Raw genomic sequence first — 18,318 nt, 5'->3', positions numbered from 1 at the left:
GTCTCCGTGTGCGCGGACACAGCGGGAATGCGGGCCCCGTAGGATCCGTTGGGTGGGGTGGAGGCTCTGAAAGGGGCTCCCACCGGTCGTACTGACGCAGTCCAGAGACGAGGAACCAAGCCGTGAGCGACGTCCGAAACGTGATCATTATCGGCTCCGGGCCCGCCGGCTACACGGCGGCGCTCTACACCGCGCGCGCGTCGCTGAAGCCGCTGGTGTTCGAGGGCGCTGTCACCGCTGGTGGCGCGCTGATGAACACCACCGAGGTCGAGAACTTCCCGGGCTTCCAGGACGGCGTCATGGGCCCCGACCTCATGGACAACATGCGCGCCCAGGCCGAGCGCTTCGGTGCCGAGCTGATCCCGGACGACGTGGTCTCCGTCGACCTGACCGGTGAGATCAAGACCGTCACGGACACCTCGGGCACCGTGCACCAGGCGAAGGCCGTCATCGTCACCACCGGCTCGCAGCATCGCAAGCTGGGCCTGCCGAACGAGGACGCGCTCTCCGGCCGAGGGGTCTCCTGGTGTGCCACTTGTGACGGGTTCTTCTTCAAGGACCAGGACATCGCCGTCATCGGTGGTGGCGACACGGCGATGGAGGAGGCGACCTTCCTCTCCCGGTTCGCCAAGTCGGTGACGATCGTCCACCGCCGGGACAGCCTGCGTGCTTCCAAGGCGATGCAGGAGCGTGCTTTCGCCGACCCGAAGATCAAGTTCGTCTGGGACAGCGAGATCGCCGAGATCGAGGGCGACCCGAAGCTCGCCGGCCTCAAGCTGCGCAACCTGAAGACCGGGGAGCTGTCCGACCTCGCGGTGACGGGACTGTTCATCGCGATTGGCCACGACCCTCGCACGGAGCTCTTCAAGGGCCAGCTCGAGCTCGACGGGGAGGGCTACCTGAAGGTCGAGGCGCCCTCGACCCGGACCAACCTGACCGGTGTCTTCGGCGCCGGTGATGTCGTCGACCACACCTACCGCCAGGCGATCACCGCAGCCGGCACCGGCTGCTCCGCCGCTCTGGACGCCGAGCGTTTCCTCGCCGCCCTCGCGGACGAGGAGAAGGCAGAGCCCGCGAAGACCACCGTCTGACCCCCATCCGCCCCACCGCACGAACAAGTTAAGGAGCCCGCCGTGGCCGGCACTCTGAAGAATGTGACCGACGATTCCTTCGACGAGGACGTCCTCAAGAGCGACAAGCCCGTCCTGGTGGACTTCTGGGCCGCCTGGTGCGGTCCGTGCCGCCAGATCGCTCCGTCCCTCGAGGCCATCGCCGCCGAGTACGGCGACAAGATCGAGGTCGTCAAGCTCAACATCGACGAGAACCCGGGTACGGCCGCCAAGTACGGCGTCATGTCCATCCCGACCCTGAACGTCTACCAGGGTGGCGAGGTCGCCAAGACCATCGTCGGTGCGAAGCCGAAGGCCGCGATCGTTCGCGACCTCGAGGACTTCATCTCCGAGTGATGTTTCACGTGAAACACGAATGGGCCGACTCCCCGGAGTCGGCCCATTCGCTTTGAAAGCAGTCCTAGAGCGGTCGCAGCGCTGGTTCCTTCTGTACGGCCCCCAGCAACCGGTCGAGCGCCAGCTCCACGTCTTCCTTCCAGGAGAGCGTCGTACGCAGCTCCAGCCGCAGCCGTGGATAGGTGGGATGCAGCCGGACCGTCTTGAAGCCCACGGCGAGCAGATGGTCGGCGGGCAGGACGCAGGCGGCCTCTTTCGATCGGGCGTCGCCGAAGGCCTCGATCGCCTTGAAGCCCCGCCGCAGCAGATCCTTGGCAACTGTCTGGACCATGACCCGGCCCAGCCCCTGCCCCTGGTAGCCCGGCATGATGAAGGCCGTCATCAGCTGCACGGCGTCCGGCGAGACAGGGCTCGTGGGAAACGCCGTGGAGCGGGGGACGTACGCAGGCGGCGCGTAGAGGACGAAGCCCACCGGTACGTCATCGACGTAGACGACCCGTCCGCAGGAGCCCCAGTCCAGCAGGACGGAGGAGATCCAGGCTTCCTTCTCCAGTGAGGACGTGCCCGCCTTTACTGCGGCCTGCCCACTGACGGGGTCCAGCTCCCAGAAAACGCACGACCGACAGCGCTGGGGAATGTCCGGGAGGTTGTCCAGCGTGAGCGGTACGAGCCGACGCCCCATGAAGGCTGATCCTCGCTTTCTTCGCCCGCAGCGCCGCGGGCGGCAGTCAGAGCGCTGCGTTCCCTGAGCAGACTGCCGACGAACCCGCCGACCGCCCCCAGGCCCAGACCCGCGCTCACCAGTCCGGTGCGGCTCACCGTTCGCATGGCCCCCGCCTCCCCTAAGAGGTGCTGCCAGGTGGATGCGCCATACCCGAACGCATCGTATCCATGATGCGATTCCATCGATACCGACAGAAAGCAAAGAGCGGGCCGTGTTCCGGTACACACCGGACACGGCCCGCTCTGTGGTTCGGCCGTACAGAGCCCAAGCCGTCGCTGGACGGCTCAGGCCTCGTCCTCCGACTCGTCGTCCAGCAGACTCCGCTGCAGGACCGGGCCCTCGCCCGGAGCCAGCGAGCCGAGGATCCGCTCAAGGTCCTCCATCGAGGCGAACTCGACAGTGATCTTGCCCTTCTTCTGGCCCAGATCGACCTTCACCCGGGTCTCGAAGCGATCCGAGAGACGGGTGGCGAGGTCGCTCAGCGCCGGGGAGACCAGAGCGCCGGCCCGCGGCCCCTTGGAACGGTGAGCCGTCTGGGGCCGCGAACCCATGAGGGTCACGATCTCCTCGACAGCCCGCACCGAGAGGCCCTCGGCCACGATCCGGTGAGCCAGCCGGTCCTGCTCCTCCGAGTCGTCGACGGAGAGCAGCGCACGGGCGTGGCCGGCGGAGAGCACTCCGGCGGCGACCCGGCGCTGGACCGACGGCGAGAGCTTCAGCAGACGCAGGGTGTTGGAGACCTGCGGGCGGGAACGGCCGATGCGGTCCGCCAGCTGGTCGTGCGTGCAGTTGAAGTCCTTGAGCAACTGGTCGTAGGCGGCCGCCTCTTCGAGCGGGTTGAGCTGGGCGCGGTGCAGGTTCTCCAGGAGGGCGTCCAGGAGAAGCTTCTCGTCGTCCGTGGCCCGCACGATCGCCGGGATCGCATCGAGCCCCGCCTCACGGCAGGCCCGCCAGCGCCGCTCGCCCATGATGAGCTCGTAGCTCGTCGGGCCGATCTGCCGTACGACGACGGGCTGGAGGAGGCCGACCTCCTTGATGGAGGTGACGAGCTCCTGGAGCGCGTCCTCGTCGAACACCTCACGCGGCTGGCGCGAGTTCGGCGTGATGTCGTCGAGGGGCAACTCGGCGAAGAAGGCACCGACGGGAGGTGCCGGCGTCTCCGGAGCGCCGTACGTCGACGAGTTCTCTGTTTCATAGGAGACCGGCGGCAGCGTGGTGACCTTTGCCGCGGCCACCCCTCGGTCGCCGGTGATGACCGGAACAGCCGTGGGGGACGCGGAAGCAGCGCCGCCCCCCAATACGGCCGGAGCCGCTGTCTTCTCCCCGGTCGGGGCTGCGGGGATCAGTGCGCCGAGCCCACGGCCCAAACCCCTCCGTCGCTCGCTCACTGGATGCCCTCCACCATGCTCTGGTCGCTCTGAGCGCCGATGTGCGCATGCGGTGCGTCGTAGCTGACGCCCACACCCTTCAGTGCGATTTCCCTTGCCGCTTCAAAGTAGGAGAGGGCACCGCTCGATCCGGGATCGTAGGTCAGTACCGTCTGCCCATAGCTCGGCGCCTCGGAGATACGGACCGAGCGGGGAATGCTCGTCCGCAGCACCTCGTCACCGAAGTGACTGCGCACCTCGTCCGCGACCTGGGACGCGAGACGCGTCCGGCCGTCGTACATGGTGAGCAGGATGGTCGACACATGCAGGTTGGGGTTGAGGTGCCCCCGCACCAGGTCGACGTTGCGGAGCAACTGCCCGAGGCCCTCCAGCGCGTAGTACTCGCACTGGATCGGGATGAGGACCTCCGCACCGGCGACCAACGCATTGACCGTCAGCAGGCCGAGTGAGGGCGGACAGTCGATGAGGATGTAGTCCAGCGGCTGCTCATAGGCCTGAATCGCCCGCTGCAGTCTGCTCTCTCGTGCCACCAGAGACACGAGCTCGATCTCTGCACCGGCCAGATCGATGGTGGCGGGGGCACAGAAGAGACCTTCGACATCAAGAACCGGCTGCACGACCTCGGAGAGAGGCCTGCTGTCGACCAACACGTCATAGATAGAAGGAACTTCCGCGTGGTGGTCAATCCCCAGTGCCGTGGACGCGTTGCCCTGTGGGTCGAGGTCGACCACCAGAACACGGGCACCGTGCAGTGCCAGCGAAGCGGCAAGATTGACGGTCGTCGTCGTCTTGCCCACCCCACCCTTCTGGTTGGCAACGACCATGATTCGGGTCTGCTCGGGACGCGGCAGGCCTTCGCCGGCACGACCTAGGGCTTCGACCGCCAGTTGGGCAGCACGACCGATGGGAGTGTCGTCCATAGGGGGCAGTGTTTCACGTGAAACATCCTCCCCCATCGACTCGGTACGGGGACCGGGGACCGGATCGGTCATCGGTCCCGCGATGTTGGCGTCGGACCGCAAGGATTCACTCTCCTCGACTTCAGGCTCGCAATGAACAGAGCCTCCCATGTCTTCAGGGTCGTGAACCAGTGAGGCCTGTTGTTCTGTGGAGAATTCCACCTCTGTGGACAACTCCGTGCCCTCTCCGAGTGATCCGAGAGGCTTCCGGTCGCGGGGGGCGGCCGCGGCGCGGCCGCGACTGATGATGCCGTGCAGCAGTGAGCGACGTTTCACGTGAAACACGATGCACAGCAGCAGAGGCCGAACTGTCGCGACACTCCGGCATGTATAGGTTTGGCAGCTTGTGTGGAGTAAGTTTCGTCGTCAGGACGGATCAGCGACGCACCTCATGTACTGAGACCGACGCACCTCATGTGCCGAGACCGACCCGCCTCAAGCACTGAGACATCCTCAACGACGCCGACGGGTACGCCCCGTGCGAGCCGCCTTTGCCCGCTTCGCCGCGAAGCGAACCCCGCCGGGGCTCTCTCCGACCTCGACACGAACCACCGTGGACAGCGGATCGACAATGCCTTCGCCCACTTGCAGGATGGACGTCTCCACGGCTCCGAGCTTGCTGAGCACGGTCGCCGCGCTCTTGAGCTCCTCCTCCGCCGTGTCCCCCTTGAGCGCCAGCATTTCGCCGTACGGGCGCAGCAGCGGGATGCCCCAGGTGGCCAGTCGCTCCAGCGGAGCCACGGCCCGTGCCGTCACCACATGGACCGGCTGCAGCTTGCCCATGACCTCCTCGGCACGCCCCCGTACGACGGTGACGTGGTCGAGGCCCAGGAGTTCGACGACCTCGGTGAGGAAGTTCGTGCGGCGGAGCAGCGGTTCGAGCAGGGTGATCTTGATGTCCTCGCGGACGAGGGCCAGGGGAATGCCGGGGAGGCCGGCGCCTGAGCCGACGTCGCACACCGTCACTCCGTCCGGCACGACCTCCGAGAGCACCGCACAGTTCAGGATGTGCCGTTCCCACAGGCGGGGCACCTCACGTGGGCCGATGAGACCGCGCTGCACACCCGCGTCGGCGAGCAGCTCCGCGTATCGGACCGCGTCATCGAAGCGATCGCCGAACACCTCGCGCGCCTGCTCGGGCGCGGGGGGAAGCTCCGCTGCCTCCGTCACGGGGAACCGTCCTTCCGTACCGCAAAAGCGCATTGGGCGCTGATCACCAGGACCACCAGAACTACAGGACTATCAGGCTGACAAAGTTCGGCCCCGTCTGCTCAACAGACGGGGCCGGTGGAACCGTAGGGACCGATCAGGCGGGAAGCACGACGACGAAGCGCTGCGGCTCCTCGCCCTCCGACTCGCTGCGCAGTCCCGCGGCCTTGACGGCGTCGTGCACGACCTTGCGCTCGAACGGGGTCATCGGGTTCAGCTTCACCGGCTCGCCGGTGTTCTTCACGTCGGCCGCGGCCTTGGCACCCAGCTCCGAGAGCTCGGTGCGCTTCTTGGCGCGGTAGCCCGCGATGTCCAGCATCAGCCGGCTGCGGTCCCCGGTCTCCCGGTGCACGGCCAGGCGGGTGAGCTCCTGAAGTGCCTCCAGCACCTCACCGTCACGGCCGACGAGCTTCTGGAGGTCACGGCCGCTGCTGTCGCTGATGATCGAGACAGCGGCGCGGTCGGCCTCGACATCCATGTCGATGTCGCCGTCGAGATCGGCGATGTCCAGCAGACCCTCGAGATAGTCCGCCGCGATCTCGCCCTCCTGCTCCAGGCGGGACAGGGTGTCTGCACCCTCGGCAGCGGCGGAGGTGGTGCCTTCCGTCACGGGATGGACTCCTTCTTTACTTCTTGGACGGGGACTTGGGCCGCTGCGGACCCTTGCGCTGTCCGGACTGGGCCTTGCTGCGGGTACCGCCGGCGGGCTTGGGGGCGGCCTTCTTCGCAGCAGCGGCGGGTTTGGCGTCCTCTGGCTCGTCCGACTTGGTCAGCGAGGTCTTCGGCTCGGCGTCGTCGACCGCGTTCTCGGCACCGTCGTCGGCCGCCTTCGCGGCGGCGGACTGGCGCTGGGCCTTGGTCTGCCGCTTGGGCTGCTGACGCCTGGGAGCGGCCGGGGTCGGCGTACCGTCCTCGGTCTCCACAGCCGTGCTCTCGCCCTTCACCACAGTGCCGTCCGGCTGGGCCACGAGGCCCACCTTCGTGAGGCTGTTGATGAACTTGCGCTCGAACTCGTTGCGGTCGCGGCCCTTGGAGACGATCGCCTTGACGATGGCCTTCTCACCCCGGCTGCGGGTCTTCTCGTGGTGCGTGACGTGCTTGGTCAGGCGCTCCAGGTAAGCGGCCTGGGCCTTGGAACCCGGGGTCGGGTTGTTGTGGATGACGTACATCTGCTGGCCCATGGTCCACACGTTGGTGGTCAGCCAGTAGACGAGGACACCGACGGGGAAGTTGATGCCGAAGATGGCGAACATGACCGGGAAGACGTACATCAGCATCTTCTGCTGCTGCATGAACGGTGTCTTCACCGTGGTGTCGACGTTCTTCGTCATCAGCTGGCGCTGCGTGTAGAACTGCGACGCCGACATCATCACGATCATGATCGCGGTGACGACCCGGACGTCGGTCAGCGTGGCACCGAGCGCCGCGACCTTGCTGCTGCCGTCCGTGAACTTCGCGGCCAGCGGGGCACCGAAGATGTGCGCATTACGCGCGCTGGCCAGCAGCGAGTCGTTGATGACGCCGATCGTCTTGCCCGTAGCGATGCCGTTGAGCACGTGGTACAGGGCGAAGAAGAACGGGGACTGCGCCAGGATGGGAAGGCACGAGGAGAGCGGGTTGGTACCCGACTCCTTGTACAGCTTCATCATCTCTTCGGACTGACGCTGCTTGTCGTTCTTGTAGCGTTCCTGGATCTTCTTCATCTCGGGCTGCAAGGTCTGCATGGCCCGGGTCGCCTTGATCTGCTTCACGAAGAGCGGGATCAGGCAGATGCGGATCAGGATCACCAGGGACACGATGGACAGGCCCCAGGCCCAGCCCGTGTCGGGACCGAAGACCTTCCCGTACACCGAGTGGAACTGGACGATGACCCAGGAAACGGGTGTCGTGATGAAGCTGAAAAGACTGGCAATCGTGTCCACTAATCATGCTCCTTGGGCATGGGACGGTGTCTCTGCGGCCGGGCTCGAAGGACTCAGCCCTTCCGTGGCCGTTTCGGCGGCGGAGGCCCCGCCCTTGCGTGCGCGCCATGCGCCCCGCAACATCTCGTGCCACCGCGGACGCTTGCGCGGTGGGACATGGTCCACACCCCCCAGCGACCACGGATTGCAGCGCAGGATGCGCCAGGCCGTGAGCGCGGTGCCCTTGATCGCGCCGTGCCGGTCTATGGCCGTATAGCCGTAGTGGGAGCACGACGGGTAGTACTTGCAGACCGGCCCGAGCAAAGGACTGATCGTCCACTGGTACAGCTTGATCAGCGCCAGTAGCGGGTACTTCATCGCGCGCCCCCTCCCAGCAGCCGCTGAACGGCGGCATCCAGGTCTTGGGCCAGCTGTGCATGGTCGGCGTCGCCCGCTCCGGGCAGCGCTCGTACGACTACCAGGCTACCGGGGGGAAACAGGGCGACTCGCTCGCGCATCAGATGGCGAAGTCTGCGCTTCACCTTGTTGCGCACCACGGCGCCGCCCACTGCCTTGCTGACGACGAAACCCGCACGCGTCGGGGGAGCGCTCTCCCCTGGCGCGTGCGGGTCCGTGGCACCGCTACGAAAGTGGACGACGAGAAGCGGGCGGCCGGCCCGGCGACCCCGTCGTACCGCGGTCGCGAAGTCTTCGCGCCGCCTCAGCCGATGCTCGGTAGGCAGCACGACGTCATGACCTGATCGGGATCAGGCGGACAGGCTGGCGCGACCCTTGCCACGACGGTTCGCGAGAATCGCGCGACCGGCACGGGTACGCATCCGCAGGCGGAAGCCGTGGGTCTTGGCACGACGACGGTTGTTCGGCTGGAAGGTGCGCTTGCTCACGAGGGGGCTCCAGAAATAAATCGGTGGTGGCGGGTGCCGTCCTGGCTGTCACCGTGCGCCCACGAGTAGCTCGCAGTTACGCCCGAGTGCACCGCTTCCCGATCACCTCGAAGCGATCTGTGCCCATCGGAGGCAGGCGGCAGCAGCCATCGACAACTCGACCTGGTCACGGTACGCGGGGCTACGCCATCCGGTCAAACCAGCGGTCACGAGGAGACACTATCCACAGGCTGGGGACAACAACTTGAACCGCACCCGTCGCCCTGACTACCGTGGCTGGACTCCGATTCGTTCCTTTGTCCCCCGCCCCAACACCTTTTTCCCGAGCGTCCCACCCGATTTACATCCCGTCCCGTCCGCGAACCACACGTTCGTGGGACCCGTGAGAGAGCGTGCCCTGTGGCTGACGTACCTGCCGATCTTGCCGCAGTGTGGCCACGAGTGCTGGAGCAACTTCTCGGTGAGGGGCGTGGGCAGGGTGTCGAGACCAAGGACGAGCACTGGATCCGGCGCTGCCAACCCCTGGCACTCGTCGCCGACACCGCCTTGCTCGCCGTACCGAACGAATTTGCGAAGGGTGTGCTCGAAGGCCGCCTCGCCCCGATCGTCAGCGAGACGCTGAGCCGCGAGTGCGGCCGGCCGATCCGTATCGCGATCACCGTCGACGACTCCGCCGGCGAGCCCCCCGGCCCGCCGGCACCCCCCGCCCAGCCCCAGCGCCGCTACGAGGAACCCGAGCAGAGCCGGGACCCTTACGAGGGCTACGGCCGCCATCGCGCCGAGCCGCTCCCCGGCGGCCCCGGCGACCAGCTGCCCACCGCCCGCCCCGCCTATCCGTCGGAGTACCAGCGCCCCGAGCCGGGCGCCTGGCCGCGGCCGTCGCAGGACGACTACGGCTGGCAGCAGCAACGGCTCGGTTTCCCGGACCGCGACCCTTACGCTTCGCCGTCGCAGGATCAGTACGGATCGCCGTCCCAGGATCAGTACGGGTCACCGTCCCAGGATCAGTACGGGTCACCGGCGAAGGACCAGTACGGGCCGCCCCAGGACTCGTACCAGCCGCAGCAGGACCAGTACGCACCGCCGGCGCAGGAGTACCGCCCGCAGCCGATGGAGCGTCCGTCGTACGAGCAGCAGCGCGCGGAGTACGAGCAGTCGCGGGCCGAGTACGAGAAGTCCCGCGAGCAGTACAACCAGCGCGACGCGCGACGCGATCTGTCCGACTCGCACTCCAACTCCGGCCATGTGCACCGCGGTGGTCCGGGGTCGCCCGGGCCGCTGGGCTCGAAGCCCGCGCCGGCCGCCGGCCCGGGTGAGCCGACCGCGCGACTGAACCCGAAGTACCTCTTCGACACGTTCGTCATCGGCGCGTCCAACCGGTTCGCGCACGCGGCCGCGGTCGCCGTCGCCGAGGCGCCCGCGAAGGCGTACAACCCCCTTTTCATCTACGGGGAGTCGGGGCTCGGCAAGACGCACCTGCTGCACGCGATCGGGCACTACGCGCGGAGCCTGTACCCCGGCACGCGCGTGCGGTACGTGAGCTCGGAGGAGTTCACCAACGAGTTCATCAACTCGATCCGCGACGGCAAGGGCGACAGCTTCCGCAAGCGGTACCGCGAGATGGACATCCTTCTCGTCGACGACATCCAGTTCCTCGCGGACAAGGAGTCGACGCAGGAGGAGTTCTTCCACACGTTCAACACGCTCCACAACGCGAACAAGCAGATCGTGCTCTCCAGCGACCGGCCGCCCAAGCAGCTGGTCACGCTGGAGGACCGGCTGCGGAACCGTTTCGAGTGGGGACTGATCACCGACGTCCAGCCGCCCGAGCTGGAGACGCGCATCGCCATCCTTCGTAAGAAGGCGGTGCAGGAGCAGCTCAACGCCCCGCCGGAGGTGCTGGAGTTCATCGCCTCCCGCATCTCGCGCAACATCCGCGAGCTGGAGGGGGCGCTGATCCGGGTGACGGCGTTCGCGTCGCTCAACCGGCAGCCGGTCGACCTCGGTCTCACCGAGATCGTCCTCAAGGACCTCATCCCGGGCGGCGAGGACTCGACCCCGGAGATCACCGCGACGGCGATCATGGGAGCGACCGCCGACTACTTCGGCATCACGGTCGAGGACCTGTGCGGCAGTTCGCGCGGCCGCCAGCTGGTCACGGCCCGGCAGATCGCCATGTACGTGTGCCGCGAACTGACCGACCTCTCCCTGCCGAAGATCGGCGCACAGTTCGGCGGCCGCGACCACACCACGGTCATGCACGCCGACCGCAAGATCCGCGCCCTGATGGCCGAGCGCCGCTCGATCTACAACCAGGTCACCGAACTGACCAACCGCATCAAGAACGGCTGACAACAGCGGAGTTACGACACCGAGGGCGCCCCGGGAGAGATCCCGGGGCGCCCTTCGGCATGCCGGGAGGCACCCCAAGGCGATCGGGTAGTCACGCGGAGGCGATCCGGCAGGCGCGCGCGGCAGAAACCGTGGATCTCCAGTGGCCATCCGGCAGGCACGCGAAGGCGATCCGCGAGCCGTCGGAGTCGATCCTGCGGGCGACTTGAGGGGGTTTCGGGACCGTCCAAAGACGATTCAAGAGGCTTCCGGAGCCGATCCGGGACGCGTCCGCCGCCGATCCAAACCTGTGCGTCCACCACCCGCTGTTCGAATACCTGCCGAGTTACGGCCGCCCTCCACAGATTCGGCGACTTTCTTCCGTCCACATCCTGGGGACTGCGAAGTTGTCCAGATCGTGTCCACAGGCGCCGCGGGTGAGAGACGATCAGACCAGGTCAAGTGGTTGTGGATTCGTGGATGAAAGATCTCCACAGGCTGTGGACAAAACCGTGATCCACAGGCTGGGGACGAAGTTGTCCACCGACAACCCACAGGCTGGGGCCAGTTGTCCCCAGCGATCACCAGCTTCTCCACATCGCTGTCCACTGTTCGGCAACGCAACGCGCCACCTCACCGTGTCGAGTGAAAGGCGTCACACGAAGGTGCCGGGTTGGGCTGTGGGAAAGGTGGGTAAAGCTGGGGACGGCGCTGGGGAGAAGTGGCCCTCGGCTGTGCATGGGGTGTGCAGAACTTTCCGTTCTCCACAGAAACCCGAGGTTGTCCACCGGCGTCGCCCACAGGGTCGGTGGACAAAATTCCCGCCCTGAGCTGCGAAAACGCGGTTATCCACGGTATCCACAGCCCCTACTACTACTAGCAACTAGAGAGAGCTGGGAAACCGTTTCGAAGCGGGGCCTGTGCACAACTCTCGCTTCGTCGCCCGACAGCCGCTCGTCACGACTTGACCCCGAGAGGCACCTACTGTCAGTGCCGTGCGTCAGACTGTTCCCCGATGTCCTTCCCCTCACAGGGACCGACGACACCGAGACAGACGACGAAGCCAGGCAGGCCGAGAAGCGCCGGCAACAGCAGGAGGCGGCAACAGTGAAGATCCGGGTGGAACGCGACGTACTCGCGGAGGCAGTGGCCTGGGCGGCACGCAGCCTCCCGGCCCGTCCGCCGGCGCCGGTCCTCGCCGGCCTCCTGCTGAAGTCCGAGGAGGGGCAGCTGAGCCTGTCCAGCTTCGACTACGAGGTCTCCGCGCGCGTGTCGGTCGACGCGGAGGTCGAGGAGGAGGGCACGGTCCTCGTCTCCGGCCGACTGCTGGCCGACATCTGCCGCGCTCTCCCCAACCGGCCGGTGGAGATTTCCACAGACGGTGTACGGGCGACGGTGGTCTGCGGCTCGTCCCGCTTCACCCTGCACACACTGCCTGTGGAGGAGTACCCGGCGCTGCCGCAGATGCCGGGCGCGACCGGCACCGTCCCCGGTGAGGTGTTCGCCTCGGCGGCCGCCCAGGTGGCCATCGCCGCCGGTCGTGACGACACGCTGCCCGTCCTCACCGGTGTGCGCATCGAGATCGAGGGCGACACGGTGACGCTGGCGTCCACCGACCGCTACCGCTTCGCGGTCCGTGAGTTCCTGTGGAAGCCGGAGGACCCGGAGGCGTCCGCGGTCGCCCTGGTGCCCGCCAAGACGCTCCTGGACACCGCCAAGGCCCTCACGAGCGGCGACAGCGTGATCCTGGCCCTGTCCGGCTCGGGCGCGGGCGAGGGGCTCATCGGCTTCGAGGGCGCCGGTCGCCGTACGACGACCCGCCTCCTGGAGGGCGACCTCCCGAAGTACCGCTCGCTGTTCCCGACGGAGTTCAACTCCATCGCCGTGATCGAGACCGCCCCCTTCGTGGAGGCCGTCAAGCGCGTGGCCCTGGTCGCCGAGCGCAACACGCCGGTGCGGCTGAGCTTCGAGCAGGGCGTGCTCATCCTGGAGGCTGGTTCCAGCGACGACGCACAGGCTGTGGAGCGGGTCGACGCAAACCTTGAGGGCGACGACGTGTCGATCGCCTTCAACCCGACGTTCCTGCTGGACGGCCTGAGCGCGATCGACTCCCCGGTGGCCCAGCTGTCCTTCACGACCTCCACCAAGCCCGCGCTGCTCAGCGGCAAGCCCGCCCTGGACGCCGAGGCGGACGAGGCCTACAAGTACCTGATCATGCCGGTCCGCCTCAGCGGCTGATCCGTACCGACGAGAACACCGCAGGTCGGGGCATACGGCTCGGTACTTCTGAGCGCGTATGCCCACAGGTGTGCATGAGCGTCCGGGTCTAGGCTCGGACACAGGTACGCAAGTGCCCTCATGCCACGTCGCACCCTAAGGAACAACTGATGGAGCTCGGTCTCGTCGGCCTCGGCAAGATGGGCGGCAACATGCGCGAGCGCATCCGCCGCGCAGGCCACACCGTCATCGGATACGACCGCAACCCGGACCTCGCCGATGTCCACAGCCTGGGAGAGCTTGTGGGCAAGCTCAAGGGCCCGCGGGTCGTGTGGGTGATGGTCCCGGCCGGCGCCCCGACCCAGGCGACCGTCGACGAACTGGCCGAGCTCCTGGAGCCCGGCGACGTCGTCGTGGACGGCGGCAACTCCCGCTGGACGGACGACGAGAAGCACGCCGAGGAGCTGGGCGCCAAGGGCATCGGCTTCGTCGACGCGGGCGTCTCAGGCGGCGTCTGGGGCCTCCAGAACGGCTACGCCCTGATGGTCGGCGGCGACGCCGAGCACATCGCCAAGGTCCAGCCCGTCTTCGACGCCCTCAAGCCCGAGGGCGAGTTCGGCTTCGTGCACGCCGGCAAGGTGGGCGCTGGCCACTTCTCGAAGATGGTCCACAACGGCATCGAGTACGCGATGATGCAGGCCTATGCCGAGGGCTGGGAGCTGCTGGAGAAGGTCGACTCGGTGACGGACGTCCGCGAGGTCTTCCGCTCCTGGCAGGAGGGCACGGTCATCCGTTCCTGGCTGCTCGACCTGGCCGTCAACGCCCTGGACGGCGACGAGCACCTGGACAAGCTCAAGGGCTACGCGGAGGACTCCGGCGAGGGCCGGTGGACCGTCGAGGCGGCCATCGACAACGCCGTGCCGCTGCCCGCGATCACGGCCTCCCTCTTCGCGCGGTTCGCGTCGCGCCAGGAGGACTCTCCGCAGATGAAGATGATCGCGGCGCTGCGCAACCAGTTCGGCGGCCACGCGGTCGAGACGAAGTAATCCACAGAGATGAAGTAATCCACAGATCCACAGGCCGCGGTCCGTGGATCCACAACCTGGGGGAGGTCGGTGGACGACCATGCACGTCACGCATCTGTCGCTGGCCGACTTCCGCTCGTACGCCGGGGTCGACGTCCCGCTCGACCCCGGCGTCACCGCGTTCGTCGGTCCGAACGGGCAGGGCAAGACGAACCTCGTCGAGGCGATCGGCTATCTCGCCACCCTGGGCAGTCACCGTGTCTCCTCCGATGCCCCGCTGGTCCGTGTGGGCGCCGACCGCGCGATCATCCGGGCCCAGGTCAGGCAGGGCGAGCGGCAGCAGCTGGTCGAGCTTGAGCTGAACCCCGGCCGCGCCAACCGCGCCCGCATCAACCGGTCCTCGCAGGTCAGACCCCGTGACGTGCTGGGCATCGTACGAACCGTGCTGTTCGCGCCCGAGGATCTCGCCCTGGTGAAGGGCGACCCCGGGGAGCGGCGGCGTTTTCTCGACGAGCTGATCACCGCGCGGTCCCCGCGTATGGCCGGGGTCCGTTCCGACTACGAGCGGGTGCTCAAGCAGCGCAACACCCTGCTGAAGTCGGCCGCGTTGGCACGGCGGCACGGTGGGCGCTCGATGGACCTGTCCACGCTCGACGTGTGGGATCAGCATCTCGCGCGCGTGGGGGCCGAGTTGCTCGCCCAGCGGCTCGATCTGATCGCCGCGCTGCAGCCCCTCGCCGACAAGGCGTACGAGCAACTGGCGCCCGGCGGTGGCCCGGTGGCCCTGGAGTACAAGCCGTCGGCTCCGGGTGAGGCACACACGCGTGAGGACCTCTACGAGCAGTTGATGGCGGCGATCGCGGAGGCGCGCAAGCAGGAGATCGAGCGGGGCGTCACCCTCGTAGGACCCCATCGGGACGATGTGGTTCTCAAACTCGGTCAGATGCCTGCCAAGGGGTACGCCTCGCACGGGGAGTCCTGGTCGTACGCGCTGGCCTTGCGGCTCGCGTCGTACGACCTGCTTCGGGCCGAGGGCAATGAGCCGGTGCTCGTGCTCGACGACGTGTTCGCGGAGCTGGACACGCGCCGTCGGGAGCGGCTGGCCGAGCTGGTCGCGCCCGGTGAGCAGGTGCTGGTGACGGCCGCGGTCGACGACGACGTGCCGCACGTACTCGCGGGGACGCGGTACAGCGTGGCGGACGGGGCGGTGGAGCGCGTATGAGCACTCAGGAAGAACCCGCGCCCAAGAAGGCCGCCGAGCCCTCCGGCGTCGACCTCGCGCGCGTGGCGTTGCGCGCCGCGAAGGAACAGGCACGCGCGCGTGGGGACGCGGCGCAGCAGAAGAAGCAGGCGCGGCGCGGCGGCCTGCGCTCCGGCGCGCGCGCCGACGGCCGCGACCCGATGGCCCTCGGTGCCGCGATCAACCGGCTGCTCACCGAGCGCGGCTGGGAGACGCCGGCCGCGGTGGGCGGTGTGATGGGCCGCTGGCCGCAGATCGTCGGCGAGAACCTGGCCAAGCACTGCGTTCCGGAGCGGTACGACGAGGACGAGCGGGTACTGGTCGTGCAGTGCGACTCCACGGCCTGGGCGACCCAGCTGCGCCATCTCACGCCCACCCTGGTGGCCCGTCTCAACGAGGACCTGGGACACGGCACGGTGCGGATGATCAAGGTGCTCAACCCCGGCGGACCGCCCCGGCGCTACGGTCCCCTGCGCGCTCCCGGCAGCACGGGTCCCGGCGACACCTATGGGTGACTGACATCACAGCGCGGGCTCCGGCGGGTGAACGGACGCGGTTGCGAATACCGACCTGACCCCGGAGTAGCAAAGGGTTGACACCCGGAAGCGCTGAGTGCCTCCGTGAGCCTCTTTGAGCCCCGTTCCGCATATGGGGAGTCGGGAGAGACCGGTTGAGGGCGGCACATGAGGACTCAGGTACCGGCAAACCCCCATCCATGTCGGCGCTACCGGTAGACTGGAAGCAATCCCGCCCCACTTGTGGGACACACACCGAGCAACGCTGACTAAGGCTTACCAACGCAACACGCCGCAGCCGCACCGGCCACCCGCCGGGAGCCTGGCTTGTGCTGTGCCAGAAAGGGCGCTTCGTGGCCGATTCCGGCAACCCCAACGAGAACATCCCGTCCACCGACGCCGGCGCCAACGGCGGGGCTCACACCTCGAACGGCGAGGTCACCGCCTCGTACGACGCCAGCGCCATCACCGTCCTCGAGGGTCTGGACGCGGTCCGCAAGCGACCCGGTATGTACATCGGCTCGACCGGCGAGCGCGGCCTGCACCACCTCGTGCAGGAGGTCGTCGACAACTCCGTCGACGAGGCGCTGGCCGGCCACGCGGACACGATCGACGTCACGATCCTCCACGACGGCGGCGTACGCGTCATCGACAACGGCCGCGGCATCCCGGTGGGCATCGTCCCGTCCGAGGGCAAGCCCGCGGTCGAGGTCGTACTGACCGTGCTGCACGCGGGCGGCAAGTTCGGCGGCGGCGGCTACGCGGTCTCCGGCGGTCTGCACGGCGTGGGCGTCTCCGTCGTGAACGCGCTGTCCAGCAAGGTCGCCGTCGAGGTCAGGACCGACGGCTACCGCTGGACGCAGGACTACAAGCTGGGCGTCCCCACGGCCCCGCTCGCGCAGCACGAGGCCACGTCCGAGACCGGCACCACGGTCACCTTCTGGGCCGACCCGGACATCTTCGAGACCACCGAGTACTCCTTCGAGACGCTGTCGCGGCGCTTCCAGGAGATGGCGTTCCTCAACAAGGGTTTGACGATCAAACTCACTGACGAGCGCGAGCTGGCGAAGGCCACGGCCGGTGCCGACGAGGCGGGTGCGGACGAGAAGGACGAGGTCAAGACCGTCACGTACCACTACGAGGGCGGCATCGTCGACTACGTGACGTACCTCAACTCCCGCAAGGGAGACGTGGTGCACCCCACCGTCATCGACCTGGAAGCGGAGGACAAGGAGAAGAGCCTGTCCCTCGAGGTCGCGATGCAGTGGAACAGCGGTTACACCGAGGGTGTGTACTCCTTCGCCAACATCATCCACACGCATGAGGGCGGCACGCACGAAGAGGGCTTCCGGGCCGCGCTGACGTCACTGATCAACAAGTACGCGCGCGACAAGAAGCTGCTCCGCGAGAAGGACGACAACCTCACGGGTGACGACATTCGCGAGGGTCTCACCGCGATCATCTCGGTGAAGCTGGCCGAGCCCCAGTTCGAGGGCCAGACCAAGACCAAGCTCGGCAACACCGAGGCGAAGACCTTCGTACAGAAGGCGGTCTACGAGCACCTCAACGACTGGCTGGACCGCAACCCGAACGAAGCCTCGGACATCATCCGCAAGGGCATCCAGGCGGCCACCGCGCGCGTGGCGGCCCGCAAGGCCCGCGACCTCACCCGTCGCAAGGGCCTCCTGGAGACCGCGTCCCTGCCGGGCAAGCTGTCCGACTGCCAGTCGAACGACCCCACCAAGTGCGAGATCTTCATCGTCGAGGGTGACTCCGCCGGCGGCTCGGCCAAGTCCGGCCGGAACCCGCAGTACCAGGCGATCCTCCCGATCCGGGGAAAGATCCTCAACGTCGAGAAGGCCAGGATCGACAAGATCCTGCAGAACCAGGAGATCCAGGCACTGATCTCCGCCTTCGGCACCGGAGTCCACGAGGACTTCGACATCGCCAGGCTGCGCTATCACAAGATCATCCTGATGGCGGACGCCGACGTCGACGGACAGCACATCAGCACCCTGCTGCTGACCTTCCTGTTCCGCTTCATGCGGCCGCTGGTCGAGGCCGGGCACGTGTTCCTGTCGCGTCCCCCGCTGTACAAGATCAAGTGGGGCCGTGACGACTTCGAGTACGCGTACTCGGACCGCGAGCGCGACGCCCTGATCGAGCTGGGACGGCAGAACGGCAAGCGCATCAAGGAAGACTCGATCCAGCGCTTCAAGGGTCTCGGCGAGATGAACGCCGAGGAGCTGCGCATCACCACGATGGACCAGGAGCACCGCGTCCTCGGCCAGGTCACCCTGGACGACGCCGCGCAGGCCGACGACCTGTTCTCGGTCCTCATGGGCGAGGACGTCGAGGCGCGCCGCCAGTTCATCCAGCGCAACGCCAAGGACGTCCGCTTCCTCGACATCTGAGTCGGTCTCAGCTGACCGCATCAG

General features: G+C 67.3%; 17 protein-coding genes. 8 read left to right on the top strand and 9 right to left on the bottom strand.

Features of this window, described 5'->3' with window-relative positions; genetic code table 11:
• The first annotated feature begins 122 nt into the window (after positions 1-122).
• Both trxB and trxA read left to right on the top strand, forming a co-directional pair.
• Positions 123-1,091, top strand: a complete 969-nt coding sequence (gene trxB, locus OO70_RS25585; protein WP_043676033.1) for a thioredoxin-disulfide reductase — start codon at positions 123-125, stop codon at positions 1,089-1,091.
• A 42-nt stretch (positions 1,092-1,133) separates the two neighbouring features.
• On the top strand, positions 1,134-1,466 hold the full coding sequence (gene trxA / locus OO70_RS25580; protein ID WP_043676030.1) for a thioredoxin: 333 nt from the start codon (positions 1,134-1,136) through the stop codon (positions 1,464-1,466).
• Between the two features lie 64 nt (positions 1,467-1,530).
• Here the strand turns inward: trxA and OO70_RS25575 are convergent, their stop codons facing one another.
• The 9 genes from OO70_RS25575 to rpmH form a co-directional block, all read right to left on the bottom strand.
• Entirely contained in the window at positions 1,531-2,148 is a 618-nt protein-coding gene (locus OO70_RS25575) for a GNAT family N-acetyltransferase (RefSeq protein ID WP_043676028.1), read from the bottom strand.
• 326 nt (positions 2,149-2,474) lie between these two features.
• Entirely contained in the window at positions 2,475-3,578 is a 1,104-nt protein-coding gene (locus OO70_RS25570; protein ID WP_043676025.1) for a ParB/RepB/Spo0J family partition protein, read from the bottom strand.
• Positions 3,575-4,648 carry a ParA family protein gene (locus OO70_RS25565; RefSeq protein WP_078651555.1) on the bottom strand — a complete coding sequence of 358 codons (1,074 nt, stop codon included), beginning with the start codon at positions 4,646-4,648 and terminating at the stop codon, positions 3,575-3,577. Before OO70_RS25565 ends, OO70_RS25570 begins: the two co-directional genes overlap by 4 nt.
• Positions 4,649-4,990: 342 nt before the next feature.
• Positions 4,991-5,707, bottom strand: coding sequence for a 16S rRNA (guanine(527)-N(7))-methyltransferase RsmG (gene rsmG / locus OO70_RS25560; RefSeq protein WP_043676022.1), 717 nt, complete (start codon positions 5,705-5,707; stop codon positions 4,991-4,993).
• A gap of 136 nt (positions 5,708-5,843) precedes the next feature.
• Positions 5,844-6,356: a Jag family protein gene (locus OO70_RS25555; protein WP_019055151.1), complete on the bottom strand. Its 513-nt coding sequence runs from the start codon at positions 6,354-6,356 to the stop codon at positions 5,844-5,846.
• 16 nt (positions 6,357-6,372) lie between these two features.
• A complete protein-coding gene (gene yidC / locus OO70_RS25550; protein WP_043676021.1) occupies positions 6,373-7,668 on the bottom strand; it encodes a membrane protein insertase YidC in 1,296 nt (431 codons plus the stop codon).
• A gap of 3 nt (positions 7,669-7,671) precedes the next feature.
• Entirely contained in the window at positions 7,672-8,025 is a 354-nt protein-coding gene (yidD, locus tag OO70_RS25545) for a membrane protein insertion efficiency factor YidD (RefSeq protein WP_043676018.1), read from the bottom strand.
• Positions 8,022-8,393, bottom strand: coding sequence for a ribonuclease P protein component (gene rnpA, locus OO70_RS52685; protein ID WP_078532680.1), 372 nt, complete (start codon positions 8,391-8,393; stop codon positions 8,022-8,024). Before rnpA ends, yidD begins: the two co-directional genes overlap by 4 nt.
• Before the next feature lie 21 nt (positions 8,394-8,414).
• Complete coding sequence (rpmH, locus tag OO70_RS25535; RefSeq protein ID WP_006381191.1) at positions 8,415-8,552, bottom strand: 50S ribosomal protein L34; 138 nt, start codon at positions 8,550-8,552, stop codon at positions 8,415-8,417.
• A 399-nt stretch (positions 8,553-8,951) separates the two neighbouring features.
• On the opposite strand from rpmH, the gene dnaA reads away from it, so the two are divergent.
• The 6 genes from dnaA to gyrB all read left to right on the top strand — a co-directional run bounded on the left by dnaA (position 8,952) and on the right by gyrB (position 18,294).
• Positions 8,952-10,904: a chromosomal replication initiator protein DnaA gene (dnaA, locus tag OO70_RS25530; protein ID WP_078651549.1), complete on the top strand. Its 1,953-nt coding sequence runs from the start codon at positions 8,952-8,954 to the stop codon at positions 10,902-10,904.
• A 1,086-nt stretch (positions 10,905-11,990) separates the two neighbouring features.
• Positions 11,991-13,121, top strand: a complete 1,131-nt coding sequence (gene dnaN / locus OO70_RS25525; RefSeq protein WP_043676006.1) for a DNA polymerase III subunit beta — start codon at positions 11,991-11,993, stop codon at positions 13,119-13,121.
• Between the two features lie 149 nt (positions 13,122-13,270).
• Positions 13,271-14,146, top strand: a complete 876-nt coding sequence (gene gnd / locus OO70_RS25520; protein ID WP_043676004.1) for a phosphogluconate dehydrogenase (NAD(+)-dependent, decarboxylating) — start codon at positions 13,271-13,273, stop codon at positions 14,144-14,146.
• A 79-nt stretch (positions 14,147-14,225) separates the two neighbouring features.
• Positions 14,226-15,347, top strand: a complete 1,122-nt coding sequence (recF, locus tag OO70_RS25515) for a DNA replication/repair protein RecF (protein ID WP_043676002.1) — start codon at positions 14,226-14,228, stop codon at positions 15,345-15,347.
• Positions 15,344-15,880: a DUF721 domain-containing protein gene (locus OO70_RS25510; RefSeq protein ID WP_043675999.1), complete on the top strand. Its 537-nt coding sequence runs from the start codon at positions 15,344-15,346 to the stop codon at positions 15,878-15,880. The genes recF and OO70_RS25510 overlap by 4 nt, the downstream gene beginning before the upstream one ends.
• A gap of 353 nt (positions 15,881-16,233) precedes the next feature.
• Positions 16,234-18,294, top strand: a complete 2,061-nt coding sequence (gene gyrB, locus OO70_RS25505) for a DNA topoisomerase (ATP-hydrolyzing) subunit B (RefSeq protein ID WP_199827397.1) — start codon at positions 16,234-16,236, stop codon at positions 18,292-18,294.
• The last annotated feature ends 24 nt before the right edge of the window (positions 18,295-18,318 follow it).

The organism is Streptomyces xylophagus, assembly GCF_000716435.1.
Classification (GTDB): Bacteria; Actinomycetota; Actinomycetes; order Streptomycetales; family Streptomycetaceae; genus Streptomyces; species Streptomyces xylophagus.
This window is presented reverse-complemented; position numbering and strand designations above follow the sequence as displayed.